The organism is Nocardiopsis sp. NPDC006198 (genome assembly GCF_040613895.1).
Lineage (GTDB): Bacteria > Actinomycetota > Actinomycetes > Streptosporangiales > Streptosporangiaceae > Nocardiopsis > Nocardiopsis tropica.
Genome location: NZ_JBEXSY010000057.1, coordinates 20,768 through 43,738 on the forward strand (window position 1 = coordinate 20,768; position 22,971 = coordinate 43,738).

The window sequence follows — 22,971 nt, forward strand, 5'->3', positions numbered from 1 at the left end:
CCGCGCCCCGGGCGCCCACGCGGGGCCGCCGGACGCCGGCGGCCCCGCGGCCGTTCGCGAGGGGCGGTGCGGCGCGGCCCGGAGCGTCTCATAACCTCGAAGACGTGCTCAAGGTCCTGTTGTCGCAACGCATGCTGGCGTTCCACGCGCTCGTCCTGGTGATCGTGCCCAGCTTCGTCTGGCTGGGCTTCTGGCAGCTGGACCGCTGGGAGCTGCGCAGCGCGTCCGTCAACCTCCAGCAGGACAACCTCGCAGCCGAACCCGTTCCCGTCTCGGAGCTGGCCGCCGTCGGGGAGGACGTCGCCCCCGGCGACCGGTGGCGCACCGTCGAGGCCTCCGGCACCTGGGACACCTCCCACGAGATCCTCCTGCGCAACCGCGACGGATCCGGCGGCGTCGGGTACCACGTCCTGACCCCCCTGGTTGGTGAGGACGGCACGGCCGTCCTGGTCAACCGCGGATGGATCCAGCGCGGTGAGACCGCGCTGGACGCCCCCGAGCCCCCGGCGGCCCCCGGCGGGACCGTGGACGTGACCGGTCGGCTGCACTTCTCCGAGACGGAGGAGAACAGCGGCCTGCGCAACCGCGACGACCTGCCCGAGGGGCAGCTCATGATGGTCGACGTCGACATGATCGCGGACGGACTGCCCTACCCGGTCTACGGCGGATTCGTCGAGCTCACCCGGCAGGACCCGGCGCCCGATCCGGCCCCCGAGCCGGTCGAGCTGCGCGAGGTGGACTCCGGCATGAGCGCCTCCTACGCCGTGCAGTGGTGGGTGTTCGCCGTCGTCGCCGTCGCGGGCTGGATCTTCCTCGTCCGCCGCGAACTGCGCGAGGCCCGGGAGGCCCGCGAGGACGGGCGTCCGGGGGAGGCGGCCCCCGCGGGGCCGCCCGGGCAGGAGCCGTCGGAGGCCGCCGCCGGGACCGGTGGCGGTACCGACCGTTGAGTCCCCGTCCACGGCACGAGGAGCCAGCCCCATGCACGACGAGACCGACTACCCGGCGCCCGGACACGTGGAGCGCCGCGACGTCGACGCGGGGGAGAGCGCCCGCGCCGGACGCCTGTGGTGGGACGGCGCCGCCGACGCCTACCAGGCCGAACACGGCGGCTTCCTGGGCGACGCCGATTTCGTGTGGTGCCCGGAGGGGCTGACCGAGGAGCGGGCGGGGCTGCTCGGCGAGCCCGCGGAGCTGCGGGGGGCGCGGGTCCTGGAGGTCGGCTGCGGTGCGGGCCAGTGCGGCCGGTGGCTGCGCGCGAGGGGCGTGCGGGAGGTGGTCGCGTTCGACCTGTCGTTCCGGCAGCTGCAGCACTCGCGGCGGATCGACGCCGAGACGGGGCACAGCCTGCCGACCGTGCAGGCCGACGCCCAGAGGCTGCCTTTCGCCGACGCCTCCTTCGACGCGGTGTTCTCGTCGTTCGGCGCGTTCCCGTTCGTGCCCTCGGCCGACGACGCCCTCGGTGAGGCGGCGCGGGTCCTGCGCCCCGGCGGGCGCCTGGTCTTCTCGGTGACGCACCCGGTCCGGTGGAGCTTCCCGGACGACCCCGGCGAGGAGGGGTTCACCGTCCACCAGTCCTACTTCGACCGCCGCGCCTACGTGGAGGAGGACGACGAGGGCAACGCGGTCTACGTGGAGCACCACCACACGGCGGGCGACTGGGTACGGGGGATCGCCCGCGCGGGGCTGACGCTGAAGGACCTGGTCGAACCGGAGTGGCCGGAGGGGCTCGACCGCGTGTGGGGAGGCTGGGGGCCGGTGCGGGGCCGGATGATCCCCGGCACCGCGATCTTCTCCGCGGTCAGGCCGAAGGGCTGAGGGCCGACCGGGACGCCCCGCCTCAGAGGTCGGGCGCGGCGGACCCGCCCAGGTATTCCGGGGGCACGGCGGCGACGAGCCACACCCCGTTCCCGGTCACACGGAAGACGTGGCCGTCGGCGTGCATGCGCCCGGCGGCGACGGAGAGCACCACGGGGGTGCCCCGGCGGGCCCCCACCCGGCGGGCGGTCTCCGTGTCGGGGGACAGGTGGACGTCGTGGCGGTTCATCGGACGCAGGCCCTCGGCGGCGATGGCGGGCAGGAACCGGCCCACGGTTCCGTGGTGGAGCAGTTCCGGGGGGACGCTCGGCTCCCAACCGAGGTCGACATCGACGGAGTGGCCCTGCTGTGCGCGGATGCGGGTGCCGTCCGGGCTGAGGGCGAACCGCTTCTTGTCGTTGTTCCCGACCACCTCGGCGAGGGTTTCCCGGGAGAGGCGGATCCCGGCGTCGCGGCAGCCCGCGAGGAGGTCCTCCACCCCGGCCCACCCCTGGGCGTCCAGACGCAGCCCCGCGAGGCCGGGGTCGTGGCGCAGGACGCGCGCCAGGAACTTGGAGGCGCGGACCCTCTCCTCGGTGTTCATGCGTGTGTTCGCCGGTCTTTCCACATAGGGATGATCCCGTGCGCCCCCCGTCGCGTGCCAGGGGTTTTCGGGCTGTCCGGATGCGGAAATCTTCTTGGAGGCTCGGGTCCGGGGGAGTAGTTTGCGTAGTTCGACCGGTATTCGGCCGACGACCGTCCGCCTCCAGGGACCGCGGGCCGGGCCCGCGCCGTGGACCACAGGAGGAGGGCCCCGTGTCCCAGAGGTTGCGTGCCGTGTGGCGGGAGACCCGCGACGCCTTCGAGCAGGGGCACTACCGGGTCGGGGAGCGGCTGGTGGACCTGTCGGGGGACCTGGCCGCGATGCGGGCGGGCACGCGGCTCTACCTGCCGGGTGAGCCGGCGGCCCCCTCCGGGCCGGGGATGCGGCGCACGACCCGTTTCGAGGTCACCCGGGAGAGCACGCTCGCCGCGGCCGGGCGACTGGCGTCCGGGCCGGGGCGGCCCCATGTGGCGGCGCTGAACTTCGCGTCCGCCCGCAGGCCCGGCGGCGGCGTCGCCAACGGCGCGCGTGCGCAGGAGGAGAGCCTGGCCAGGTCGAGCGCCCTGTACGCCTCCCTGGTGCTGTGCCCGGAGTACTACGACCACCACCGGGAGCACGGGAGCCTGCTCTACACGGACAGGGTGATCTGGTCGCCCGGCGTGCCGGTGTACCGCGACGACGGGGGCGGGTGGCTGCCGGAGCCCCTGCTGGTCTCCTTCCTCACCTGCGCGGCGCCGAACCGGCGGATGATCGAGCGCAACCGGGTCGAACCCGCCGACCCCGTCCCCGGCGTCCTGGCCGCGCGGGCGCGCGGCGTGCTCGCCGTCGCGGCCGAGCAGGGGGTCGACCGGCTGGTGCTCGGGGCGTGGGGGTGCGGCGTGTTCGGCAACCACCCGTCGGAGGTGGCGGCGGCCTTCGCGGGGCACTTGAGGCCGGGCGGCGGGTTCGCCGGGATGTTCGAGCACGTGGTGTTCGCGGTCCTGGACCGCGACGACACGGTGCGCGAGGCCTTCGCGGGGGCGCTGTGACCCCGCGCCCGGCGCGGGTCCGCGGTCAGTCCCCGGGCACCACGCCGGCCCGCCGGGCGGACTCGTCGGCCTGCGCGAGCCTGCGCAGGACCGCCATGAGGGTGTCGCCGAGCACCGAGTACACGACGGCGCTCTCCAGGATCTCGTCGGTGCCGGTGACCCGGCCGATGACGTCGAGGTCCACCCGGGCCGCCTGCTCCATGGTGGCGGCGTAGCCGTCGAGGGCCTCGTCGTCGAGGGGGCGCCCTGCGCGGCGGTAGGTGGAGACCACCTCGGCCAGGTCGGCGGCGGCGCGGCTCTCGGGGTGGACGTGCCAGCCGCGCCGCTCGAACAGGGCCCGCGCCCGGCCGTGGTCCTCCTCTTCGGCGGTGGCGACGCCCTTCGTGGCGGGCGGGAGCACGTGCATGGCGTGGCCGAGGAGTTCGTGGGTGATCGGAGGGTCGGGGGAGTCGACGCGGGCGAGGATCTCGCGGGTGGTGGCGATGGGCAGGCCGCCCACGTCGGTCAGGGCGCGGACCAGGCGCAGCCGGTGGAGGTGCCCCTCCCCGTAGCTCGCCTGGTTGGGGCCGGTGCGCTCGCCCCGGGGCAGGAGCCCTTCGCGGAGGTAGTACTTGATCGTCGGCACCGGGGTCCCGGACCGCTCACTCAGCTCGCCGATACGCATGGGCCCATCCTCGCTTCTTTCCCTTGCCACGTCCCGGTGCTTCATGGATAGTAAAGGTATCCGTAATGGATAGTGGAAGTATCCAAAAAGGAGAAGCGTGAACGTCCCGACCACCCCCCGCCCCGCCCCCGGCGCGTTCCTGCGGACCGCGCCGGACTGGCACCGCCCCCTCATGGCGACCGCCGCCCTGTGCGCGGTCGTCCTGGCGGCGGCCCTCGTCGGCCTCGCGGTGGACGACCGCACCCTCGTCGGCCGCCCGATCTGGCTCAAGCCGGCCAAGTTCGCCCTGTCGATCGCGGTCTACAACGTCACCCTGGCGTGGCTGCTCTCGCTGCTCGTGCGGTGGCGGCGCACCGGGTGGTGGCTCGGGACGCTCTTCTCCGCCATGGTCCTGGGCGAGCTGGCCGCGATCGGGCTCCAGGCCTGGCGGGGCGAGCTCAGCCACTACAACTACGCGACCCCGTTCGACACGGCCGTCTACAACGCCATGGCCGCCATGATCGTCACCGCGTGGACCGCCAACCTCGGGATCGGCGTCCTGCTGCTCGTGCAGCGCGTCGGCGAGCGCTCCACCACCTGGGCGGTGCGGATCGGCACGGGGATCGCCCTCGCCGGAATGGCCGCGGCCTTCTTCATGACCGTCCCGTCCGACCAGCAGATGGTCGCCCTGGAGAACGGCGGACCGGGGGACGTGATCGGGGCGCACACCGTCGGCGTGGCGGACGGCGGGCCGGGGCTGCCGGTCGTGGGCTGGAGCACGGTCGCCGGGGACCTGCGGGTCGCCCACTTCGTCGGCATCCACGGGCTCCAGGCGCTCGTCCTGCTCGCCCTGCTCCTGGTGGCGCTGGGCCGCCGCCACCCGCGGCTGGAGCCGGACGCCGTGCGGCTGCGCGTGGTCGCCGTGGTCGGATCGGCCCACGCGGCGCTCCTGGTCCTGACCGCCTGGCAGGCGCTGCGGGGCCAGTCGGTCGTGCGCCCAGACGCCGTCACCCTCCTGGCCGCAGCACTGCTGGCCGCGGCGACCGCGGCGGGCCTGTGGTGGGCGCTGCGCAGACGCGGGGGCGGGAGCGGCCGCGAACGGAACCGGGCGACCGGGCGGGCCTGAGCGGCCTCCGCGTCCGGTCGACCCGTATCATCCGTGTGACCGGACGCGGAGGAGGCACGGTGCGGCTCAAACTCGACCTGCACGACATCTTCAACAAGGGCCGCGACATCGACAGGGCCCTCGCCGACATCATGGACGAGGCCGAGCGCACCGGGGCCAGAACCGTGGAGATCATCCCCGGCAAGGGGTCGGGGCAGCTGAAGAAGCGGGTGCTGCGCTACCTCGACCGCAAGGACGTCAAGGCCCGCTACCACCGGGTCGAGAAGGACTCCAAGAACTTCGGCCGTCTCTTCATCCACTTCAAGCGCTGACCCGGGGCGGTCCGAGCACGGCCGCTCCGTGCGATGCCCCGTGCCGTGAGCGGGCTGCTACGGGCCACCGGGAGTCTTGAGGGCCCGTGACGAGGGAGGACACAGTGGGTTGCCCCGCCGTTCCCCGGCAGGGCGGAGTGTCCCGGGGGGCGGGGGTCTGCATGCCGGTTTCCCGGGGCGTGACCGTCGTTCGACCAGGGGCGCCACGTCGAAAGGCGCTCCGGGCTCAGGCGGCGCTGGTCAGAATCCGGAACGACTTCCGCGGACCGAGACCGACGCCCAGGCGCAGCACCATCCATATCCCGGAGTAGACGCGGACCCGTTCTCGGCGGACCGTCACCAACATCGGCTTCCAGTCCCAGCCGGGTCTGGCCCGGGAGAGCATCTCCTGTATATGCGGATCTTCGAGGCTTCGGCTCTCCAGCCATCCGCCTCCGATCTTCTCGACAGTTCGAGCCAGGTTCCCGCACCTTGCACAGCTGCTGTCGAACAATAAATAGTTTGCCAACAGAAAAATCCCTTCCTGGTGTTCCGTGCGGCCTCGGCTGTCCGATACAGGGTGGCGGGGCGGTGGTGCCCCGTGTGCCAGGGGCTCCTGGAGTCCGGTCCGCCGTGCAGCCTCACTCCGGAGCGGGGCGGTTCTGCCGGTGCTCCCGGCAAGGCGCCCGTTTCCACCGAGTCGTCCGTTCGGCGGGGCGGCCCTGCCCCGTTCGGGGCCGGGCGGTTCCGAGGGCCCCGGGGTCGGTACCGATTACTCCTGGCGGGACGCCCGGTCGGTCCGACGGGTTTTCACCGGGGTGCTTTCCCGGCGATCAACCGCCAAGGGTGAGAAACGTGATGATCAGGGCCAGGGCGATGACGCCCGCAATCGACCAGACAACGGTCTTCGTTCCCTGCTTCATTCTGTATACCTCTCCTCGTGTTTGTTAAGGTGCCTCCCGGCGCGGGGGTGCCGGGGAGTTCTCGTCCGAACGGTTCAGGCGTCGCGGCGCACCAGGAAGACCGCGTACACGGCGAGGGCCACGAGAGCCCAGACCGCGAGGGTCAGCGCGGCGATTCCGGGTGGAAGCTCATGCACGTCGTAGGCGGGGGTTCCGATCAGGCTCAGGCCGGCCTGGTCGGGCAGGAGCCTGAGCGCTTCCGGCCACTGCAGGACGCCGGTGGCGACGACCAGGGGGAGGGTGATCAGGATCCCCAGGGGCGTGATCGTGCTGCGGAGGAGGCCGGCGAGGCCGAAGGCGATCACCGACATGAACGCGTACACCGCGATCCACCGTCCGAGGTCGAGGAGAAGCTCTCCCGCCCCCGACCCGGCCGAGACCCCGATGAGCAGTCGCGCGGGGGCGAGCACGACGACCGCCGCGGTGAGCACGGTGGTGACCATCGCTCCCAGCTTCCCGAGCACCAGGGCGCGGCGGTCCGGGGTCGCGGTGAGGCTCATGCGAAGCTGGCCTCCGCGGTATTCGCTCGCCGCGGCGTGCACGGGCAGGACCAGGAACGCGTACACCGGGGCGAGCATGAGAGTGCCGAAGGAGGACAGCGTCGAGGGCCCTTGGGAGCCTCCGGTGTAGAAGGTGACCCCCGACGCCTCGATCACCGCCAGGAGCGTGTTCGCGGCCAGGGTGACGGCGAGCATGGTGATGCCGACCGGGTTCGTGATGATCTTGGTGATCTCTGCGGCGGTGACGTCGCGTCGACGGATCACGGGCGCCTCGGTCCTCGTGTTCACCTTGCGTCCCTCCGCTTGACGGCGAGCGTCGCGACGACAGAGGTGACGAGCGCCCAACCGGCCAGGACTGCCGCGCCGTGCCCGGCGCTGCCGGTCAGCGGCGCGCCCGCGTCCCGTCCCTGCAGCAGAAGGTTGCGCGCCGCGCTCAGGGGCAGGAACGCGTCCACGGCGGGCGAAACCATCGCGACCACCTGGGCCATGGTCAGCATGATCAGGATCACCGTCGCGATGATCCCGGTCAGAGTGCGCCGGGTGATGAGGGTGATCCCGGCGCCGATCAGGGTGAACGTCACGGTGAAGAGGAGCAGGGCGGCCTCGGCCGCCAGCATGTCCGTGCTCCACAGCATGCCGGGGTTCCAGTTCCGGACAGCGATGTACATGAAGGCGTTGGCCATGGCGATGCACACGAGCCCGAGCACGAGCGCGTAGGCCGTCATGGCCGAGAGCTTGCCCAGGACCAGGCGGAGGCGGTGGGGAACGGCGACCAAGCTCAGGCCGAGCTGCCCCGCCCGGAACTCCGTACCCGCGAGCACCGCGCCGAGGATCGGGAAGAGGAGGCCCGGATTGAAGACGCTGACACCGAGCGTCTGCCGGAGTTCCGTCTCGGCGTGAACGGCCCTTCCATCGACCTCGGACATACCGTCGGGCCGCACGTTCGCGACGGTGTCGATGTTGAATCCGAGAGTCTGGTACTGGAAGAAGACGTTGAGGGCGAGGATGACGCCCGTGATCACCCAGACGCTCGGGAGGGTCAGGACCTTCGTCAACTCGGATCGGACGACGCTCAGCACGCCCATCACCAACTCTGCCCGGGCTGGCTGCCCGTCAACGAGAAGAACGCGTCTTCGAGGGAGGCGTGCCCCTCGGTGATCTCGCTCAGGGAGCCGTTCGCGATGATGCGGCCCTTGTCGATGATCACGATGTCGTCGACCGTCTCCGCGGTCTCGCCCATGAGGTGGCTGGACAGCAACACGGTGTTGCCCTGGTCGGCATACCGTCGCAGGAAGGTACGGATGGTCCGGATGCCTTCGGGGTCGAGGCCGTTGACCGGCTCGTCGAGGACGAGGATCCGCGGCTCTCCGAGCAGGGCCGCGGCCAGACCCAGCCTCTGTTTCATGCCCAGGGAGTACTTGCCCACCCGCACCTTCGCCGCTTCGGAGAGACCGACCGTCTCCAGGACCTCGGAGATCCGCCGGGACGGTATGCGGTTGGACTGGGCGATCCAGCGAAGGTGGTCGACTCCCCGGCGTTCCGGCACGGCCGAGGCGCCGTCGAGCATCGCACCGACTGTCCTCAGGGGCTGTCGTAGCGATGTGTACGGCCGGCCCTCGATGAGCGCCGTGCCGGAGGTGGCCCGGTCGATCCCGAGGAGAACGCGGAGCGTACTCGACTTCCCGGCCCCGTTCGGGCCGAGGAAACCGGTGACCCGTCCGGGGGCGGCGCTGAAGCTCACCCGGTCGACGGCCACCTTGGGACCGTACTTCTTCGAAACGTCCTTGACTTCGATCACCGGCACCAGACCCCTTGTGTCGACCGCCTCCTCCGTGCGCATCGAGCTTCACACGCCGGGCCCCGCCGCGCTGACACCCGAAAGTGGACACCTGGCGGCCCCGGTCCGTCCGGGCGGGGTCCGGCCTCAGCCAAGGACGCCCGCCTCGTAGGCCAGGACGACGAGGTGGGTCCGGTTCTTGGCGCCGAACTTCTCGAACATGCGCCGAAGGTAGGTACGCACGGTCTCGTTGCTCAGATGGAGTTCTGCTGCGATGTCCTGGCTCCTGTGGCCGGCTGCCAGGAGACGGCAGATCTTGATCTGCTGCTCGGTGAAGGACGGGTGTCCGCCGTCAGGCGGTCCGGCCGGGGCGGCGCCGCCCCCGGCGGAGAGGCGACCGAACAAACGCGACGTCACGTCCAGCGCCAAGGACGCGTGTCCCGCGTGGACGGCTCTGATCGCGCTCAGTATCCGGACGGGCGAAGCGCTCTTCAGGAGGAAGCCGGAAGCGCCGAATCGCAGGGCCTCGTGAACGTATTCGTCGTGGTCGAACGAAGTGAGCATCACGGTTCTCGTCGAAAGCGAATTCCGTCGCAAATCGCGGACGACGTCGATGCCGCTCGGCCCCGGCATCTCGATGTCGAGCAGCAGGACGTCCGGCTCCGAGGCGGCCAGCCGCTTCACCATTCCCTTTCCCGTGTCGGCTGTGCCGACCAGGTCGATATCGGGAACCTTCGCGAAGAATTTCCTGTAGGCGCGCAGGAAACCGTCGTCGTCGTCCGCCATGAAGACCCTGATGGAGGACCCGGGGTGCGTCGGTCCTCCGGCCCCGGCCGCGTCGACGACGGCGATGTCCTCCCTGGCGGGAGGAGAGGGTTCATACACCTGCGAGCTCATATCTTCTCCGCGTGCCCCGAGAGGAACTGGTGCTTTGCGAGCTCATTGTACAACTCGCAGCTCTGGATCAGTTCGTGGTGGGTTCCCTGGGCGATAACGCGTCCCATGTCGAGGACAATGATCTTGTCCGCCGAGACCACGGTTGAGAAACGATGGGCGATCACCAGCGTTGTCCGGTCGATTGCCGAGAGGTCCAGGGCATCCCGGATCAGGGCCTCGTTACGGCTGTCCAAATTTGATGTCGCCTCGTCCAGCAGCAGCACGGGGTTCCCGGAGAGCAGAGCCCTGGCGATTGCCAGACGCTGGCGCTGTCCACCACTGAGGCGCATGCCCATTTCGCCGATCTGCTTTTCGAGATAACGGCGGCCTTCCTCGCGGTCCTGCACGAGCCCGACTTGTCTCAGAGCGTCGATGCACTCGGTGTCCGTCGCTTCTGTGTCAGCCAGCATCAGGTTCTCTCTCACGTTCCCGGAAAGTACAACGGCGTCTTGATCGACATATGCCAGCTGCTTCCGGAGTTTATCGCGTGATAATTCCATGACGTCTTGTCCATGGAAGAGTATCCGACCATCGGTCGGTTCGTAGAATCGCTCAAGAAGTGAGAACAGGGTTGATTTACCCGCGCCGGACGGCCCTACGAGGGCAACGGTTTCCCCCCGTGCGACGGAGAACGAGACGCTGGAGAGCGTCAATTCTGTGCTGTCGGGGACGCTCGACGTCGGTCGGTCATACCGGAACGATACGCTTTCGAAGCGGAAGACTTCGTCCGCATGCCCGGCGAGGATACTGCTGTTTGCAGTCTGGATGTCCGGTTCTGTGGGCTCGGACTTTATCTCTAATATGCGCGCCAAGGCGCCGAAAGCTTCACCGAGGGAGGCCACGACATTCCCCACCATCGCGATCGGGGTCACCATGAGCATCAAGTACATGATGAATGCGCTCAGTTCACCGGTGGTGAGCTCCCCCGACGCGACCCTCAGGGCGCCGAAGCCGACGATCACGATCAGGAGAACCTGCACGGCCACACCGGACACCGTCTGCAGCAGCGCGCGCAGACCTGCTGCCCTGAGGCCGGCTCGGCGGACCTCCGAGGCCATCGCCATGGCCTTGTCGGATTCCCGGCCGACCGCCCGGGCGGCTCGCACAGTCTTCATGGACCCCAGCGAGCGCGAGACGCTCTCCGCGAGAGCACCCAGCGCGTTCTGCATCTGGAGCCCGACCGGCCTGGTCTTCCTGCCGAGAGCCAGGACGACGACGAACACGACCAGAACCGCCACGAAGGAAAGGCCGAGCAGTACGGGGTCGATCAACGCCATCATGACAAGCGATATCAATACGGTGATCGTGCTGATGGCAAGGTCGATCAGGCCAGATGTCAGGAAGGTCCGTGTCTCGGAGACGTCTGTCGTCACCCGCGTGACCAGGTCTGCCCGGTCCCGGAAGTCAAGCCTGGTCATCGGCAGCGAGTAGAGGTGCTTCACCAGCCGTTCGCGGGAATCATAGGCGAACCTCTCACCCGTTCGTTCGATCACGAGTTCGCGCACCCCGGTCAGCACTGCGCTGACGAGCAGGAGCACGACCAGCAGAGCCGCCTCACCCAGAGGGAGGCCGCTCTGGAAGGTGTCGACCATCCTGGACACCACGAGAGGCTGGACCGCGCCGGCGGCGGTGCCGAGGGTGCCGAGGAAGAAGGCGATGCCGAGCGGAACGCGGTACGGCCTCAGGAGCGGCAGGACGTCACGAAAACCGGCGACCGGGCCGTTTGAGGGGCCAGGCGCACCCCCGTCCCCGGAACGGAGCGGGTCCCGGGGGTCTGTGTCCGTATCCGGGACGGTCAATTCTTCTCACCGCCTGACGAGGCGTACTCCGGGGTGCACACGAGCATCTTGCGGAACCCGCCCAGATCGGCGGACTCACCCACGGGGCGACCGTCGATCTCGACCCAGGCATGTGCGGCGAAGGGCCTGTCCTGGACGCCGGTGCACCAGGTGACGCCGTAGCCGTGCCACCTCGCCAGGAGCGCGGTGGCTATCGACCGCGGCAGACAGCCCTCACCGGCGCACAGCGTGCTGACGGAGACGACCAGTCCCCGGTGGTGTTCCACGTCCTCCACCGCGGGTCTCCCGCCGTTGCGCACGACCAGGCTCATGAGCTGCCTGATCCGATGCGGCTTGAGCTGGCTGACGACGAGCGCCAACCCCACACAGGCGCGAGAACGGAGCAGCGCTCCGCGGGAGGCGGACTCCGCTGCCGGTTCCGGTAGGACGGGGCTGCTCACGCTATCCTCCCCTCGACGAGACGCGCCTTTTTCATGTCCCGGAGAAGCTTGCGGACGTCGCGTCGCGCGACGTCCGGGGGCACGTCGAAATCAGTGGTGACGGTCAGGACGAGTTCATCGACCGACCGTTCTACGTCGAGGGCCTCGGCAAGTCGTATGCCAACCGCGTTCAGATGCCAGTAGGTTCCTCTCTTCGTGTCCAGCAGCAGAGCGCCTTCCTCGTTTGCGCTGATCTTGACCGTGGATTTGAGCTTTACCATGCCTGTTTTCCTCCCGCGGCGGTTCTGGTCTTTTCTTCGCGGACGTTCCGAAGCCATCTCTCGGCGAATTCGAGGTCAACGACTTCCGAATATGCGATCCCGTCTGCCGAGTAGGAATCAGATGCTCTCACCACCTCTTCGTTCTTCACGAGCCCCATGTCGCCGAGTAGCGACCCGCCGGAGAAGGTGTCGTGTGCGCGGTCGAGTATCGTCCGGTGGTGGTCGAACACCTCAGGTGTGTAGTCCCCCTTGTCGCGGCGCAGAAAGTAGTCGAGGCCCATCTCTTTCGGTCTCGCTGCTGCAAGCAATGGCTTGGCCGGATACTGTCGCGTTCGATCCCTGTGATTGAGGGAAAGTGCTGCTTCGACGACTCTTCTGTCGAGATACGGGCTGTCGAACTGGACCTTGTCCGACACGTAGTTCATCCTCCTGTTCACTGCCCCATGGACGGTGAGATAGGAGAGTATTTGATGGGCTGTCCGGTCCGGGGACAGTTCGGCGACTCCTTTCCGGAGCTCGGACAGGGCGAGGTTGCTCACCTGTTCCCTGGTTGCTTCGGTGAAGAAGCTGGGGAACCGTGGCACCTGGATCCAGCTCGAGTAATCAGATGCATCGTGAGCTGGATACGAGTAGTTCCCCGAGGCGATCTGGCCGAGCTCATAGGAGAAGGTCCTCCGATCCAAGAGCATTCTGATCAACGCTGGTACAGGGATGCGGTTCATCGTCCGGTACCGCCAGATCCAGGCGTACCTGCCCCGCCCACCCGACCTGAAGTAGGACCAGATCATGCTTGATACCTGCCCGAAAAGGGCGTCCCCTGCGTGTCCGTTCAGATGTAGGGTGCTTCCGGTACCCCCGATATGCTTCTCAATGGTGGAAGCCGATGCTATGGCTGTCGACAGTGCTCCAGGCCCCTCCGGAAAGATAGAGGGTGAGGCCGGGATCTCCCCCGTGATGTGGTCCAGAACCGACTGGTAGGGCACCTTCAAATGATGGGAGGAAATCTCACGCGCTGCGCGGTCCGACCACGACCAGTCGTTGTTTGATTTATCCCTCGACTCCATGAAGAAGGTGTGGAGATTCAGTCCGATGCTGGACAAGAAAAAGCCCAGCGTTGTGGAGTCTAAGCCCCCTGAAAGGTCGGCGCTGACTGCAGGGCGGCCTTCTGTGCGTGACCTCAGTGCTGTCTCGATCCCTGTGGAGAGCTTGTGTTTCAGTTCATCCAGCGGCTGGTCAGCCTTCGGTGGGCGCCACCACAGACTTCTTCGGGGTTCGGAATCTTTGGCGATGTGTAGGTATTCTGCAGTCCCCAAGGCGTCGACGTTGAGCCATATCGGCCGCCGTATGAAGGGGTGGGACACCTCGGCGTTGGCGAGGCGCGTGGCGAGTACGCTGTGATCTAACTCGAAACCGTTGAGAGCGGCGAGTGGATACTGTTCGTCGCTCACTACCACAAGCCCGTCGTACCGCGTCCAGAAAAGAGACCTCGACTGAAAGACTGGAGCATAGGCGTGGAGTTCCTCGCCGTTGTGGGCGAAGAGGAGGACATCGAAGTCCACGAGCTCGTCGGCGAGGTCCTTCGTCTGTGAAAGGGAGGAGATCCTGTCCGTTTTCTCTGTGAGATCCCCGCTTTTTAGGCAGGCGTGGCCGGTGACGACGAAGTTTAAATTCCTGTTGTGCGATGTCAAGAATACGCCGCTGGCTGGACTGCCCAGTATCCAGGGGCGTCCGGAGCGGTGATGGCAGAGCACAGGACCCACTGTGTCCTGGAACAGCGACAGGGTGCGCTCATGAATATCGGTGTCGGGGAGGATGAATAGCGCCACGATCACTCCTCTCGTGCCGGTGGTTTCATTTTGCGTCTCGGGGCTCGTCCTGAATTTCTGTAGAGCGGTATTCTCCGATCTCGCATGGGAGTACGGGGCAGCACTCCAGGAGTGCTGCCCCGTACTTGTTCAGGTCGTTCAGCAGGCGGGGCTGGTCGTCCACAGGGCGCGGAAGCCGAGGATGTCATTGCAGCTCAGGCGACCCAGCGACTTCGTAAGCTTCTTGAACGAACCGATGTGGGTAAGAGAGGGGGAGGTGTACTTCTTCATGGTCTTTCCTTTCTTGGAGAACTGGCGGATCTGGCGGGGCGGCTTCCTTCAGTCTTCCACGGGCGCCAATACAGGTCGTAGGAGGCCCCCGAAGGGGTAATGGCTTCCCCAATGACCGTGGCTGTTTGGTCGGAAAGGGCTGTAGGCAGGCCTGCTGATCCGCCGGCCCCGGTATGCGGACGAACGTTTGTCCGTCCGTAGGGAATCTAAGTGAGTTCTCCCGCCCAAGTCAATGAACCTCCGCCGCCACGGTGGATGTCTTTCGTTCTGGAAGTGCAGGTCACGGCGTTGTGAACGTTCTCCCCGGGCTTCACTCGGAGAAAGAAACCCCTGGTGGGGGAGTGTTCTTGCAGAAATCTTCGAAGGAAACAGGGATGAGGCGCCCTCCGGGGCTTCGTGGGCGCTCTGCGGTAACCGTTCTACCCTTATTGAACTGGGGTTACTGGAACAGACATGAGGAAACAGGTTCGATAATCATGAATAAATGATCTTGAATTGGAGGCGGGTACGTTCTGCAATGAATCGTTTCCGCTGCGTCATCAATCCTATTCGCCTCGTCGTCGGGTCGCCTGCTGCTGAATCGCATGTCTATGCATGCGTGAATGGACGCATGTTGTTCAAGGTGAAGTTGAGAAATTTGTGAACCAAAGTTTTCCGAGCAGGGGGTGAAGGAGGGATTTCGTGGACGGGTACTCCTCCATCAGAGCCCGGGTGGGCCCGCACCACCCTGATACGGGCCTCCGTGCGGTGGCGGATGGAAAGGCACTCGCCGAGGACGGGTGCGGAGGGTGGGGCGCCGTGGTCGGCGGTGCGGGCCGCTGTGGTGGGATCGACGCATGTTGAGAGATGCTCGGGAGGCGTCGGGTCGGCGCTCCGCCGCCTCACGGCTGGTGGACGCCGCCGTGTCCGCGGCCGTCGTGCTGGTCTTCTGGATCCCCCCGGTGCTCGGTCTGGCCCCGGGAGGGGACCGGCTGCTCGGCTCCTGCCTCGCGCTGCTCGTGGGCGGCGCCGTGCTGCTCCGGTGGAGGTTCCCGGCTGCCGCGGTGTCCGTGGCGCTGGCCTCCACGGCGGTGGGATGGCTGCTCTCCGCCACCACCGATCCCATGGTGGGGGCGGCCTGGTGCCTGTACCCCCTGGCGCTGCGGGGCGGGCCCCGGGAACGCGACGCCGGCTCCGTCGTCCTGGGGGTCCTCGTCCTGGTGTCCCTCGTGCTGGGGGTCAGCTCATCGGCACAGGACGCGATGCAGGGGGTCGTGTTCGGCCTCGGCGCGATCGGTGTGGCCTGGCTCCTCGGACGAGCCGAGGCGGAGCGGCTCGGGGCGGTGCGTCGTGCCGAACGCCAGCAGGCCGAGTTCGAGCACGTCCGGAGGGAGGCCGCCATGGCCCGCGAGGTCCACGACGTCGTGGGCCACGCGCTGAGCACCATCAGCGCCGAAGCCGCCGTCGCGCGGGCCGTGTCGTCCTCGGAGCGGGAGGAGCTCCTCGAGGCGCTGGAGGACATCGAGCACCGGTCGCGTTCGGCCCTGGTCCAGGTGCAGGACCTGGTGCGGGCGCTGCGCCGGCGTGACCGTGCTCCGCTCGGCAGCGGCGGGAACCACGCCGCCGCGCTTCGTGAGCTGGTCGCGGCGGCGACGGTGAGCGGCCTGGAGGTGGATGCCCACATCGACCTCCCGGAACACGGAGGGGAAGCCGCCTTCGTCGCCACCCGTGTCGTCCAGGAGGCGCTGAGCAACATCGTTCGGCACGCGGCGGCCGAACGGTGCGAGCTCATGCTGGCGCCGGTCGGGGGCGAGCTCGTCGTCCGGGTCGACGACGACGGCGTCGGGATCCGGGCCGGCGGGAGCGCGGGCTCGGGGATCGCCGGGATGCGCGAACGGGTCGAATCCGTCGGAGGGCGTCTGACGGTGACCAGACGTCTGAGCGGAGGGACGCGTGTCCTGGCGGAGCTCCCGCTGGAGGTGCGGCGCTGAGCGCCTCCCCGACCGCGTTCCGGAGCGGCCGGGCCGGCCAAGGTGAGTTGTGAGAGTCTTTGCCGCCCCGATCCCCGACGGGCCGGTCGGCCGGGTCACACTCGGAAGTGGTGTGCGTCCGATGGAGAAGGGGTTCTGATGATCACCACCGACTTCCTGCCCGGTTCACCCTGTTGGACCGATCTGTCGTCGCCCGACGTCGAGGCCTCGGCCGCGTTCTACCGGGAGCTGTTCGGCTGGCAGGCGGTCGAGGGAGGCCCCGACAGCGCCGGATACCGGTACCTGCTCCTGGACGGCGCCGCCGTGGCCGGGCTCGTGCCGTTCATGGGCGAGAGCGAGAGGCCCGCCTGGACGGTCTACTTCTCCGACCCCGACGTGGACGACACGGTCCTCACGGTGGAGCACCTCGGCGGAACCCTCGTGGTGGAGCCGTTCGACGTCCTCCACCGCGGGCGCATGGCGGAGTTCACCGACCCTCAGGGCGGCTACGCCGGGCTCTGGCAGGCCAGGGCCTTCCGGGGGATGGAGGCCGCCGACCGCCCCGGGACGCTGTGCTGGGTCGAGCTGTGGACCCCCGACGGCGACGGTGCGCGGGATTTCTACGCCGAGCTCTTCAAGTGGTCCTACACCGGCTTCTCCCTGCCGGGGGAGGCCGGGACGTACACGATCGTCACCCCCGCCGGGCAGGGGCGGGACCGGGCGCACGGCGGGATCATGCCGGTCGATCCCGCTCAGCTGGCCGCCACCGGGGGCGCGGCGGACTGGCACCCGGTGTTCGCGGTCGAGAACTGCGACGCGGCCGTGGAGAGGGTCCGATCGGCGGGCGGCCGGGTGTACACGGGTCCGGAGAGCACACCGGGGGTGGGGCGGCTCGCCCTGTGCGCCGACGTGTTCGGCGCGGGGTTCGTCCTGCTCGCGCCCTCGCCGATGTGAAACCGCGCCCGTTCGGGGCCGGGCCCCGGCGGGGACCGCGGCCGCAAGGAACACGGAGGCCACTGCCATGATCACCACCGACTTCACACCGGGCGCCCCCTGTTGGCTGGAGCTGGGCACACCGGACGTCGACGCGGCCGCCGCCTTCTACCGGCGGATGTTCGGGTGGACCGACACCTCGGCGGGACCGCACACGGGCGGTTACCGGTTCGCCCGCCTGGACGGGAAGGACGTCGGCGGGCTCGGCCCGCTGATGGAGGAGGGCGAGCAGCCCGCGTGGACCGCCTACTTCTCCGTCCCGGACGCGGGGGCCGCGGCCAAGGCGGTGCGCGGACTGGGCGGCACCGTGCTCGTCGAGCCGCTGGACGTCATGGGACTCGGGTGGATGGCCCGCTTCCTGGATCCACGGGGCGGGCACTTCGCCGTCTGGCAGGAGGGGAGGTTCGCCGGGTTCGACGTCGCGGACCGCCCGGGCTCCCTGTGCTGGCTCGAACTGTGGTCGCCGGACGGGGCGGGGGCGCGCTCCTTCTACGGCGGGCTCTTCGGATGGTCCTTCCACTCCTTCGCCCTGGCCGGGGCCCATGAGTACACGCTCGTCGGACCGGAGGGGACGGGGGAGGAGGCCGCCCACGGCGGGATCCTGCCCGTCGACAGGTCCCGGCTGTCCGACGACGCGGGCACCGCGCTCTGGATCCCCGTGTTCCGTGTGGACGACTGCGACGCCGCCGCGGAACGGGCGGCCGACGCTGGCGGACAGGTGTACACGGAGCCGGAGGACACGCCGGGCGTGGGGCGGGTCGCGAACTGCGCGGACCCCTTCGGCGCCGGGTTCATGGTCCTCGGCCCGTCGGTGTGAGCCGCCCCCGCGGGCCGGACCGGCCCGCCGGACGGCCCCGCGCGGGCCCGGTCGGGGGACGCCGGGCCCGCTCCGCCGCCTACTGCCGTGACACGGCGGACGCTCCGCCGCGCAGGACGAACTTCCGGATCTTGCCGGTGGCGGTCTTGGGGAGCTGGTCGAGGAACTCCACCTGCGTGGGCGCCTTGAAGTGGGCCAGGTTGTCGCGGGCGAAGCCGATCAGCTCCTTCTCCGTGGCCTCGGCACCCTCGCGCAGCACCACGGACGCCCTCGGCGTCTCGCCCCAGCGCTCGTGCGGCACCCCCACGACCGCGGCCTCCAGCACCGCCGGGTGCCGCAGGAGGACCCCTTCCACCTCGACGGACGAGATGTTCTCGCCGCCGGAGATGATGACGTCCTTGATCCGGTCCTGGATCTCCACGTACCCGTCCGGGTGGGTCACCGCGGCGTCCCCGGTGTGGAACCAGCCGTCGCCCATGGCCGCCTCGGTGGCCTCGGGGTCGTCGTAGTAGCCGTTCATGACCACGTTCCCGCGCACGGTGATCTCCCCGACGGTCGTACCGTCCCAGGGGACCTCCCGGCCGGCGGTGTCCACCACGCGCAGCTCGCCGGAGGTGAGCAGCTCGACCCCCTGCCGGGCCTTGACGGCGGCGCGGTCGCGGCCGGACAGCCCCCCGTGCTCCGGCCGGGGCTCGCACACGGTGATGAACGGAGCGGTCTCCGTCAGCCCGTAGACGTGGGTGACGGTCCAGTCGAAACCGTCTTCCAGGCGCTCGATCGTGTCGGCGGCCGGGGAGGCCCCGGCGGTGACCACGCGCACGCCGGGCGGGACCTCGCCGCGCACCCCCTCCGGGGTGTTGGCCAGCATGATCAGCACGGTGGGCGCCGCGCACAGCCAGGTGACGCCCTCGTCGCGGATCAGGTCGTACACGGTGGCCGGGTCCATCGCGGGCAGGCACACGTGGGTGGCGGACGCGGCCGTCACCGTCCACGTGTAGGTCCAGCCGTTCGCGTGGAACATCGGCAGGGTCCACAGGTACCGGTCACCGACGTCCATCCGCAGGTGGAGCAGGGTGCCCACCGAGTTCATGTACGCGTTGCGGTGGGTGATCATCACGCCCTTGGGGCGCGCGGTGGTCCCGCTCGTGTAGTTGACGGTCAGGAGGTCGGTCTCCTCGACGACCGGGCGCACGAACTCGGGGGAGGCCTCCGCGACCAGGGCCTCGTAGTCCTCCCAGCCGGACCGGGCCCCCTCCAGCGCCACGAACCGCTCCACGTCCGGAAGCCGGTCGCGGACGGCGTCGACGGTGTCGAGCTGGTCGGCGTGCACGCACAGGACCTTCGCCCCGGAGTGGTTGACGATGTAGGCGAAGTCGTCGGCGGACAGGCGGAAGTTCACCGGTACCAGGACCGCGCCGAGCTGCGGCACCGCGTAGAAGGACTCCAGCTGCGCGTGGGTGTTGGGGGAGATGTACGCGACCCGGTCGCCCTTGGCCACCCCCATGCCCTGGAGGACCGACGACCACCGGTCGCACCGGTCGAAGAACTCCTCGTAGGTCAGCCGGAGGCCCCGGTCGACGACCGCCTCGCGGTCCGGGTGCAGTCTGCGCGTCCGGCGCGCGAACTCCAGGGGGGTCAGTGCGAGTTCCATGGTGCCTTCCTTCTGTGCTGGGCCGGTCCGTGTCCGCGGCCGGCCCGTGTCCGCGGCGGTTCCCGGTTGGGGGCGGTCACAGTCCGAACAGCCGTGCCGCGTTGCCGTGGAGGACGGCCCGGAGCCAGTCCGGGCCCAGGCCGAGGCGGGTCAGGGCGTGGAGCTGCTCGGCGTAGGGGTAGGGGATGTTCGGGAAGTCGGTGCCCAGCAGGACGCGCTCGCCCAGGTCCGCCAGGCGGGGGAGGGCGTCGGCGGGGAACGGCGCCCGGGCCTCGGCGAAGTCGGTGAACACCATCGTGGTGTCGAGGTGGACGCGGCCGTACTTCTCGGCGAGGTCCAGGAACTCGACGTACTCCGGCGCCCCGGCGTGCGCGATGACGGCGGTCAGCCGGGGGTGTGCGCTCAGGACCTCGGAGAAGGGGCCCGGACCGGTGAAGCGGCCCGGCTCGGGGCCGGAACCGCAGTGGACCACCACGGGCGTCCCGGCGTCGGCGAGGTTCCCCCAGACGTCGGAGAGCAGGGGGTCGCGCGGGTCGTAGCCGCCGACCTGGAGGTGGGCCTTGAACACGAGGACGCCGGCCTCGACGGCGGCGGCCACGTAGTCGCCGGCGCCGGGCTCGGGGTAGAAGGTGGCGCTGCGCAGGCAGTCGGGGTTGTCGTCGGCGAAGCCGCCCGCCCAGTCGTTGAGCCACACGGCCATGTCCGGACGGTGCGGGTACGAGAGCGCCGTGAAGTGGCGGACGCCGAACCCCCTGAGCAGGGCGAGGCACTCGTGCTCGTCCCCCCGGTAGGCGAGGGGCCACTGGTCTCCGAGGGCGTCGAAGTGGTTCCGCACCTTGCGCAGCACGTTGTGCGGCATGAAGTGCGTGTGGACGTCGATGAGCCCCGGGAGGCCCAGGTCCCGCCAGACCGTGTGGACGTCGGCGGACCCGGGCGCGGGGTCGGATGAGACTCGTGTCACACCTGACACGATACGTGGGCGTTCCCCCGCTGTTCGTGCTGGCCCTGCGGGGAACTCCGGGTCGCCCGCGGAAGACGGAGGACCGAGGGGTCGGGGACGGGGGATGCCGGGACCGCGGTCGCCGCGGGAGCCGTCCCGGGCCGTGGGCCGTGAACCCTCGGCGCGCCGTTCCGGCGGAGCCCTCCCGGGAAGGCGGAGGGCCCGGCCGGTGCGTCCGGGTCAGCGCCGCCGGGTGCGCGCCGTGGTCGGCGCGATGCGGTCGTTGCGCAGGTGCTCGTAGACGATCGAGGCGCGCACGTCCGCGACCTCGGGTCTCTCCGTCAGCTTGTCGACGACGAACGCGTACAGGCTGTTGTTGTCCGGCAGGGCCACGTGGACCAGGAAGTCCTCGCTGCCCGAGGTGACGAACACGGACAGGGTGTCCGGCAGGGAGCGGACCCAGTCCCGGAAGGCCTCGATGTTGTGGCGTGAGGGCTTCACGACGCTCACGGTGATGAGCGCCTGTACCGGGCGGCCGATCTTCTCCAGGTCCACGTCCAGGATCGAGCCGCGAATCACACCCTTCTCCCGCAGCGCGCGGGTCCGGTCGAGGGTCGTCGTGGGCGATGCGCCGACCGCGGCGGCCACGTCCCGGTTGGTTTTTCGTGCGTCTGACTGGAGTTCGGCCAGAATCGCCGTATCAAGTTCGTCAAGATCAGGCATGGGTGCATTGTAGCCGTATTAAATACGGAATGTTGTGTATACACCCGCTCTATGATTAACATTTGAGAGAAAAGGTCGTATTTGGCTCGCCGAGGAAGTGATCCTTCCGGAGCAGGCACCGTCGCCCCGCCGTTCGGCCCAGCTCTGGCGCGAGGACGCGCCACCGCAGAACACAAGGGACGTCCGTACCGTGAGACCTTCCTCTGTCCCGGCAGCCGCCGACCGATCGTCGGCCCGCCCGCGGACCCGTGGCCGCACCCTGGCCCTCATCGCGATCGTCTGCGCGGCGCTCAACCTGCGCCTGGTGGTCACCTCGCTGTCCCCCCTGCTCGCCACGGTGGGGGAGGAGTTCGGGTTCACCGCCGTCGTCGTCGGCGTGTTCGGCACCCTGCCCCTGATCGCCTTCGCGGTGTTCGGTCTGGTCACGCCCGCGATCATGCGCCGGCTGGGGCCGGAGGCCACCGCCGCTCTGAGCATGCTCCTGACCGGGGCGGGACAGGTCGTGCGCTCCTTCGCCCCCGACACCGGGACCCTGCTGGTCCTCACCGGCATCGCCCTCACCGGCGCGGCGCTGGGCAACGTCGTGCTCCCGCCGCTGATCAAGCAGTACTTCCCCGACCGCCTGGCGGCCCTGAGCACGGTCCAGATGGTCGCCATCCACGCGGGAGCCCTGTTCCCCCCGCTGGTCGCCGTCCCCCTGGCCGAGACGGTGGGCTGGCGCTTCGCCCTGGGCGCCTGGTCGGTGCTCGCCCTGGCGGCCGCCCTGCTGTGGGCGCTCCAGGGGCGCCGGGTGCGCCGGGACGCCCCTGCCGTCGCCGCCTCCGGGCGCCGGCCGGGCGCCGTCCCGGCCGACGGCGCGGGGCCGGAGGACGCCGCCGGCGCCGGACCGGCCCGCCCGATCTGGCGGGTCGGCACGGCCTGGCGGATGGCCCTGCTGTTCGGCATGGTCACCTGGAACGTCTTCACCCTGTTCACCTGGCTGCCCGCGCTGCTGACCGGCGCGGGCCACTCCCCGGCCGCTGCCGGTGCCATGGTGTCCCTGATGGTGGGCTCCAGCCTGCTGTTCGGGCTGGTCGCGCCGACCCTCACCCTGCGTGCCGTGAACACCTTCCCGATCGTGGCACTCGGCCTCACCGGCTACGCGGTCGGCTACCTGGGGGTGGCGGCGGCACCGCAGCTGGCGCCGCTGTGGGTGGTCTGCCTGGGCCTGGGCACCAGCCTGTTCGTGGTGACCATGACGATGATCAACGCGCGCAGCACCACCGCGCGGGGCTCGGCGGCCCTGTCCGGGTTCGTGCAGGGCGCGGGCAGCGGGATCGCCCTGGGTGGCCCTCTGCTGTTCGGGCTGCTGCGTGAGCTGACCGGGGGCTGGACCGCCTCGTACGCACTGGTCGCCGGCGGGTCGCTGGCGGTGGCGTTCGTCGTCGCCCACGTCGAGCGCACGCCGTGGACCATCGAGGCGGCCGCGGCCGGGGGCCGTCCCGGCTGACCGGCGCCCCCGCGGGCGGCGTGCCGGTGGGCGGCCCCGGTCCGGGGAAGGCCCGGTTGGCCGGACCCGGCCCCCCCGTGAGCCGGGCCCGGGGGGGGCGGGGCCCCCGGGGGAGCCCCCCGCCCCGGCGGGGCCCCCCGCCCCCGCCGAACGC

Annotated in this window: 23 protein-coding genes; 9 read left to right on the forward strand and 14 right to left on the reverse strand. The window is 69.6% G+C overall.

The genetic code is table 11. The features are described from left to right. Positions 1-104: 104 nt before the first annotated feature. Together ABZ234_RS27155 and ABZ234_RS27160 are read left to right on the forward strand one after the other, a co-directional pair. Entirely contained in the window at positions 105-947 is an 843-nt protein-coding gene (locus ABZ234_RS27155) for an SURF1 family protein (RefSeq protein ID WP_267947496.1), read from the forward strand. A 31-nt stretch (positions 948-978) separates the two neighbouring features. Next, on the forward strand, positions 979-1,815 hold the full coding sequence (locus tag ABZ234_RS27160) for a methyltransferase domain-containing protein (protein WP_355013913.1): 837 nt from the start codon (positions 979-981) through the stop codon (positions 1,813-1,815). A 22-nt stretch (positions 1,816-1,837) separates the two neighbouring features. On the opposite strand, the gene ABZ234_RS27165 is transcribed toward ABZ234_RS27160, so the two are convergent. Continuing rightward, positions 1,838-2,398: an RNA 2'-phosphotransferase gene (locus tag ABZ234_RS27165; RefSeq protein WP_355013914.1), complete on the reverse strand. Its 561-nt coding sequence runs from the start codon at positions 2,396-2,398 to the stop codon at positions 1,838-1,840. A 212-nt stretch (positions 2,399-2,610) separates the two neighbouring features. Here ABZ234_RS27165 and ABZ234_RS27170 point away from each other — a divergent pair, with 212 nt between their 5' ends. Further along, positions 2,611-3,426 (forward strand): TIGR02452 family protein, encoded by an 816-nt coding sequence (locus tag ABZ234_RS27170; RefSeq protein WP_355013915.1) that lies wholly within the window; start codon positions 2,611-2,613, stop codon positions 3,424-3,426. A 25-nt stretch (positions 3,427-3,451) separates the two neighbouring features. Here ABZ234_RS27170 and ABZ234_RS27175 read toward each other — a convergent pair whose 3' ends face one another. Then, positions 3,452-4,090, reverse strand: a complete 639-nt coding sequence (locus ABZ234_RS27175) for a MerR family transcriptional regulator (protein ID WP_355013916.1) — start codon at positions 4,088-4,090, stop codon at positions 3,452-3,454. Positions 4,091-4,187: 97 nt separating this feature from the next. Between ABZ234_RS27175 and ABZ234_RS27180 the strand changes: the two genes are divergently transcribed. Together ABZ234_RS27180 and ABZ234_RS27185 are read left to right on the forward strand one after the other, a co-directional pair. After that, the gene (locus ABZ234_RS27180; RefSeq protein WP_355013917.1) at positions 4,188-5,195 is read left to right on the forward strand and encodes a hypothetical protein; all 1,008 of its coding nucleotides are present in this window, start codon (positions 4,188-4,190) and stop codon (positions 5,193-5,195) included. 59 nt (positions 5,196-5,254) lie between these two features. Continuing rightward, positions 5,255-5,506: a Smr/MutS family protein gene (locus tag ABZ234_RS27185; protein WP_267950208.1), complete on the forward strand. Its 252-nt coding sequence runs from the start codon at positions 5,255-5,257 to the stop codon at positions 5,504-5,506. A gap of 976 nt (positions 5,507-6,482) precedes the next feature. Here the strand turns inward: ABZ234_RS27185 and ABZ234_RS27190 are convergent. The 9 genes from ABZ234_RS27190 to ABZ234_RS27230 form a co-directional block, all read right to left on the reverse strand. Beyond that, positions 6,483-7,235 carry an ABC transporter gene (locus ABZ234_RS27190; protein WP_355013918.1) on the reverse strand — a complete coding sequence of 251 codons (753 nt, stop codon included), beginning with the start codon at positions 7,233-7,235 and terminating at the stop codon, positions 6,483-6,485. Beyond that, positions 7,232-8,032 carry an ABC transporter permease gene (locus ABZ234_RS27195; RefSeq protein WP_355013919.1) on the reverse strand — a complete coding sequence of 267 codons (801 nt, stop codon included), beginning with the start codon at positions 8,030-8,032 and terminating at the stop codon, positions 7,232-7,234. Before ABZ234_RS27195 ends, ABZ234_RS27190 begins: the two co-directional genes overlap by 4 nt. Next, entirely contained in the window at positions 8,032-8,745 is a 714-nt protein-coding gene (locus ABZ234_RS27200; RefSeq protein ID WP_267950209.1) for an ATP-binding cassette domain-containing protein, read from the reverse strand. The genes ABZ234_RS27195 and ABZ234_RS27200 overlap by 1 nt, the downstream gene beginning before the upstream one ends. Before the next feature lie 126 nt (positions 8,746-8,871). Then, positions 8,872-9,621, reverse strand: a complete 750-nt coding sequence (locus ABZ234_RS27205) for a response regulator transcription factor (protein ID WP_355013920.1) — start codon at positions 9,619-9,621, stop codon at positions 8,872-8,874. Then, complete coding sequence (locus ABZ234_RS27210) at positions 9,618-11,459, reverse strand: ABC transporter ATP-binding protein (protein WP_355013921.1); 1,842 nt, start codon at positions 11,457-11,459, stop codon at positions 9,618-9,620. Before ABZ234_RS27210 ends, ABZ234_RS27205 begins: the two co-directional genes overlap by 4 nt. After that, complete coding sequence (locus ABZ234_RS27215) at positions 11,456-11,899, reverse strand: lasso peptide biosynthesis B2 protein (RefSeq protein WP_355013922.1); 444 nt, start codon at positions 11,897-11,899, stop codon at positions 11,456-11,458. Before ABZ234_RS27215 ends, ABZ234_RS27210 begins: the two co-directional genes overlap by 4 nt. Beyond that, a complete protein-coding gene (locus tag ABZ234_RS27220; protein WP_267947507.1) occupies positions 11,896-12,159 on the reverse strand; it encodes a PqqD family protein in 264 nt (87 codons plus the stop codon). Before ABZ234_RS27220 ends, ABZ234_RS27215 begins: the two co-directional genes overlap by 4 nt. Further along, positions 12,153-13,985, reverse strand: coding sequence for an asparagine synthase-related protein (locus ABZ234_RS27225; protein ID WP_355013923.1), 1,833 nt, complete (start codon positions 13,983-13,985; stop codon positions 12,153-12,155). The genes ABZ234_RS27220 and ABZ234_RS27225 overlap by 7 nt, the downstream gene beginning before the upstream one ends. Before the next feature lie 138 nt (positions 13,986-14,123). Continuing rightward, entirely contained in the window at positions 14,124-14,255 is a 132-nt protein-coding gene (locus ABZ234_RS27230; RefSeq protein ID WP_267947509.1) for a putative RiPP precursor, read from the reverse strand. Positions 14,256-15,091: 836 nt separating this feature from the next. Here ABZ234_RS27230 and ABZ234_RS27235 point away from each other — a divergent pair. The 3 genes from ABZ234_RS27235 to ABZ234_RS27245 all read left to right on the forward strand — a co-directional run bounded on the left by ABZ234_RS27235 (position 15,092) and on the right by ABZ234_RS27245 (position 18,014). Then, complete coding sequence (locus tag ABZ234_RS27235) at positions 15,092-16,225, forward strand: ATP-binding protein (protein WP_355013924.1); 1,134 nt, start codon at positions 15,092-15,094, stop codon at positions 16,223-16,225. A gap of 138 nt (positions 16,226-16,363) precedes the next feature. Then, on the forward strand, positions 16,364-17,158 hold the full coding sequence (locus ABZ234_RS27240) for a VOC family protein (RefSeq protein WP_267947511.1): 795 nt from the start codon (positions 16,364-16,366) through the stop codon (positions 17,156-17,158). Positions 17,159-17,225: 67 nt separating this feature from the next. Next, positions 17,226-18,014, forward strand: coding sequence for a VOC family protein (locus tag ABZ234_RS27245; protein ID WP_355013925.1), 789 nt, complete (start codon positions 17,226-17,228; stop codon positions 18,012-18,014). 79 nt (positions 18,015-18,093) lie between these two features. Here ABZ234_RS27245 and ABZ234_RS27250 read toward each other — a convergent pair whose 3' ends face one another. From ABZ234_RS27250 to ABZ234_RS27260, 3 genes are all read right to left on the reverse strand, one after another. Then, positions 18,094-19,665, reverse strand: coding sequence for a long-chain-fatty-acid--CoA ligase (locus ABZ234_RS27250; RefSeq protein ID WP_355013926.1), 1,572 nt, complete (start codon positions 19,663-19,665; stop codon positions 18,094-18,096). Positions 19,666-19,741: 76 nt separating this feature from the next. Continuing rightward, positions 19,742-20,626 carry an amidohydrolase family protein gene (locus ABZ234_RS27255; protein ID WP_355013927.1) on the reverse strand — a complete coding sequence of 295 codons (885 nt, stop codon included), beginning with the start codon at positions 20,624-20,626 and terminating at the stop codon, positions 19,742-19,744. Between the two features lie 219 nt (positions 20,627-20,845). Beyond that, positions 20,846-21,328, reverse strand: coding sequence for an Lrp/AsnC family transcriptional regulator (locus ABZ234_RS27260; protein WP_267947515.1), 483 nt, complete (start codon positions 21,326-21,328; stop codon positions 20,846-20,848). Positions 21,329-21,518: 190 nt separating this feature from the next. Here ABZ234_RS27260 and ABZ234_RS27265 point away from each other — a divergent pair, with 190 nt between their 5' ends. Further along, positions 21,519-22,817, forward strand: a complete 1,299-nt coding sequence (locus ABZ234_RS27265; protein WP_355013928.1) for an MFS transporter — start codon at positions 21,519-21,521, stop codon at positions 22,815-22,817. The last annotated feature ends 154 nt before the right edge of the window (positions 22,818-22,971 follow it).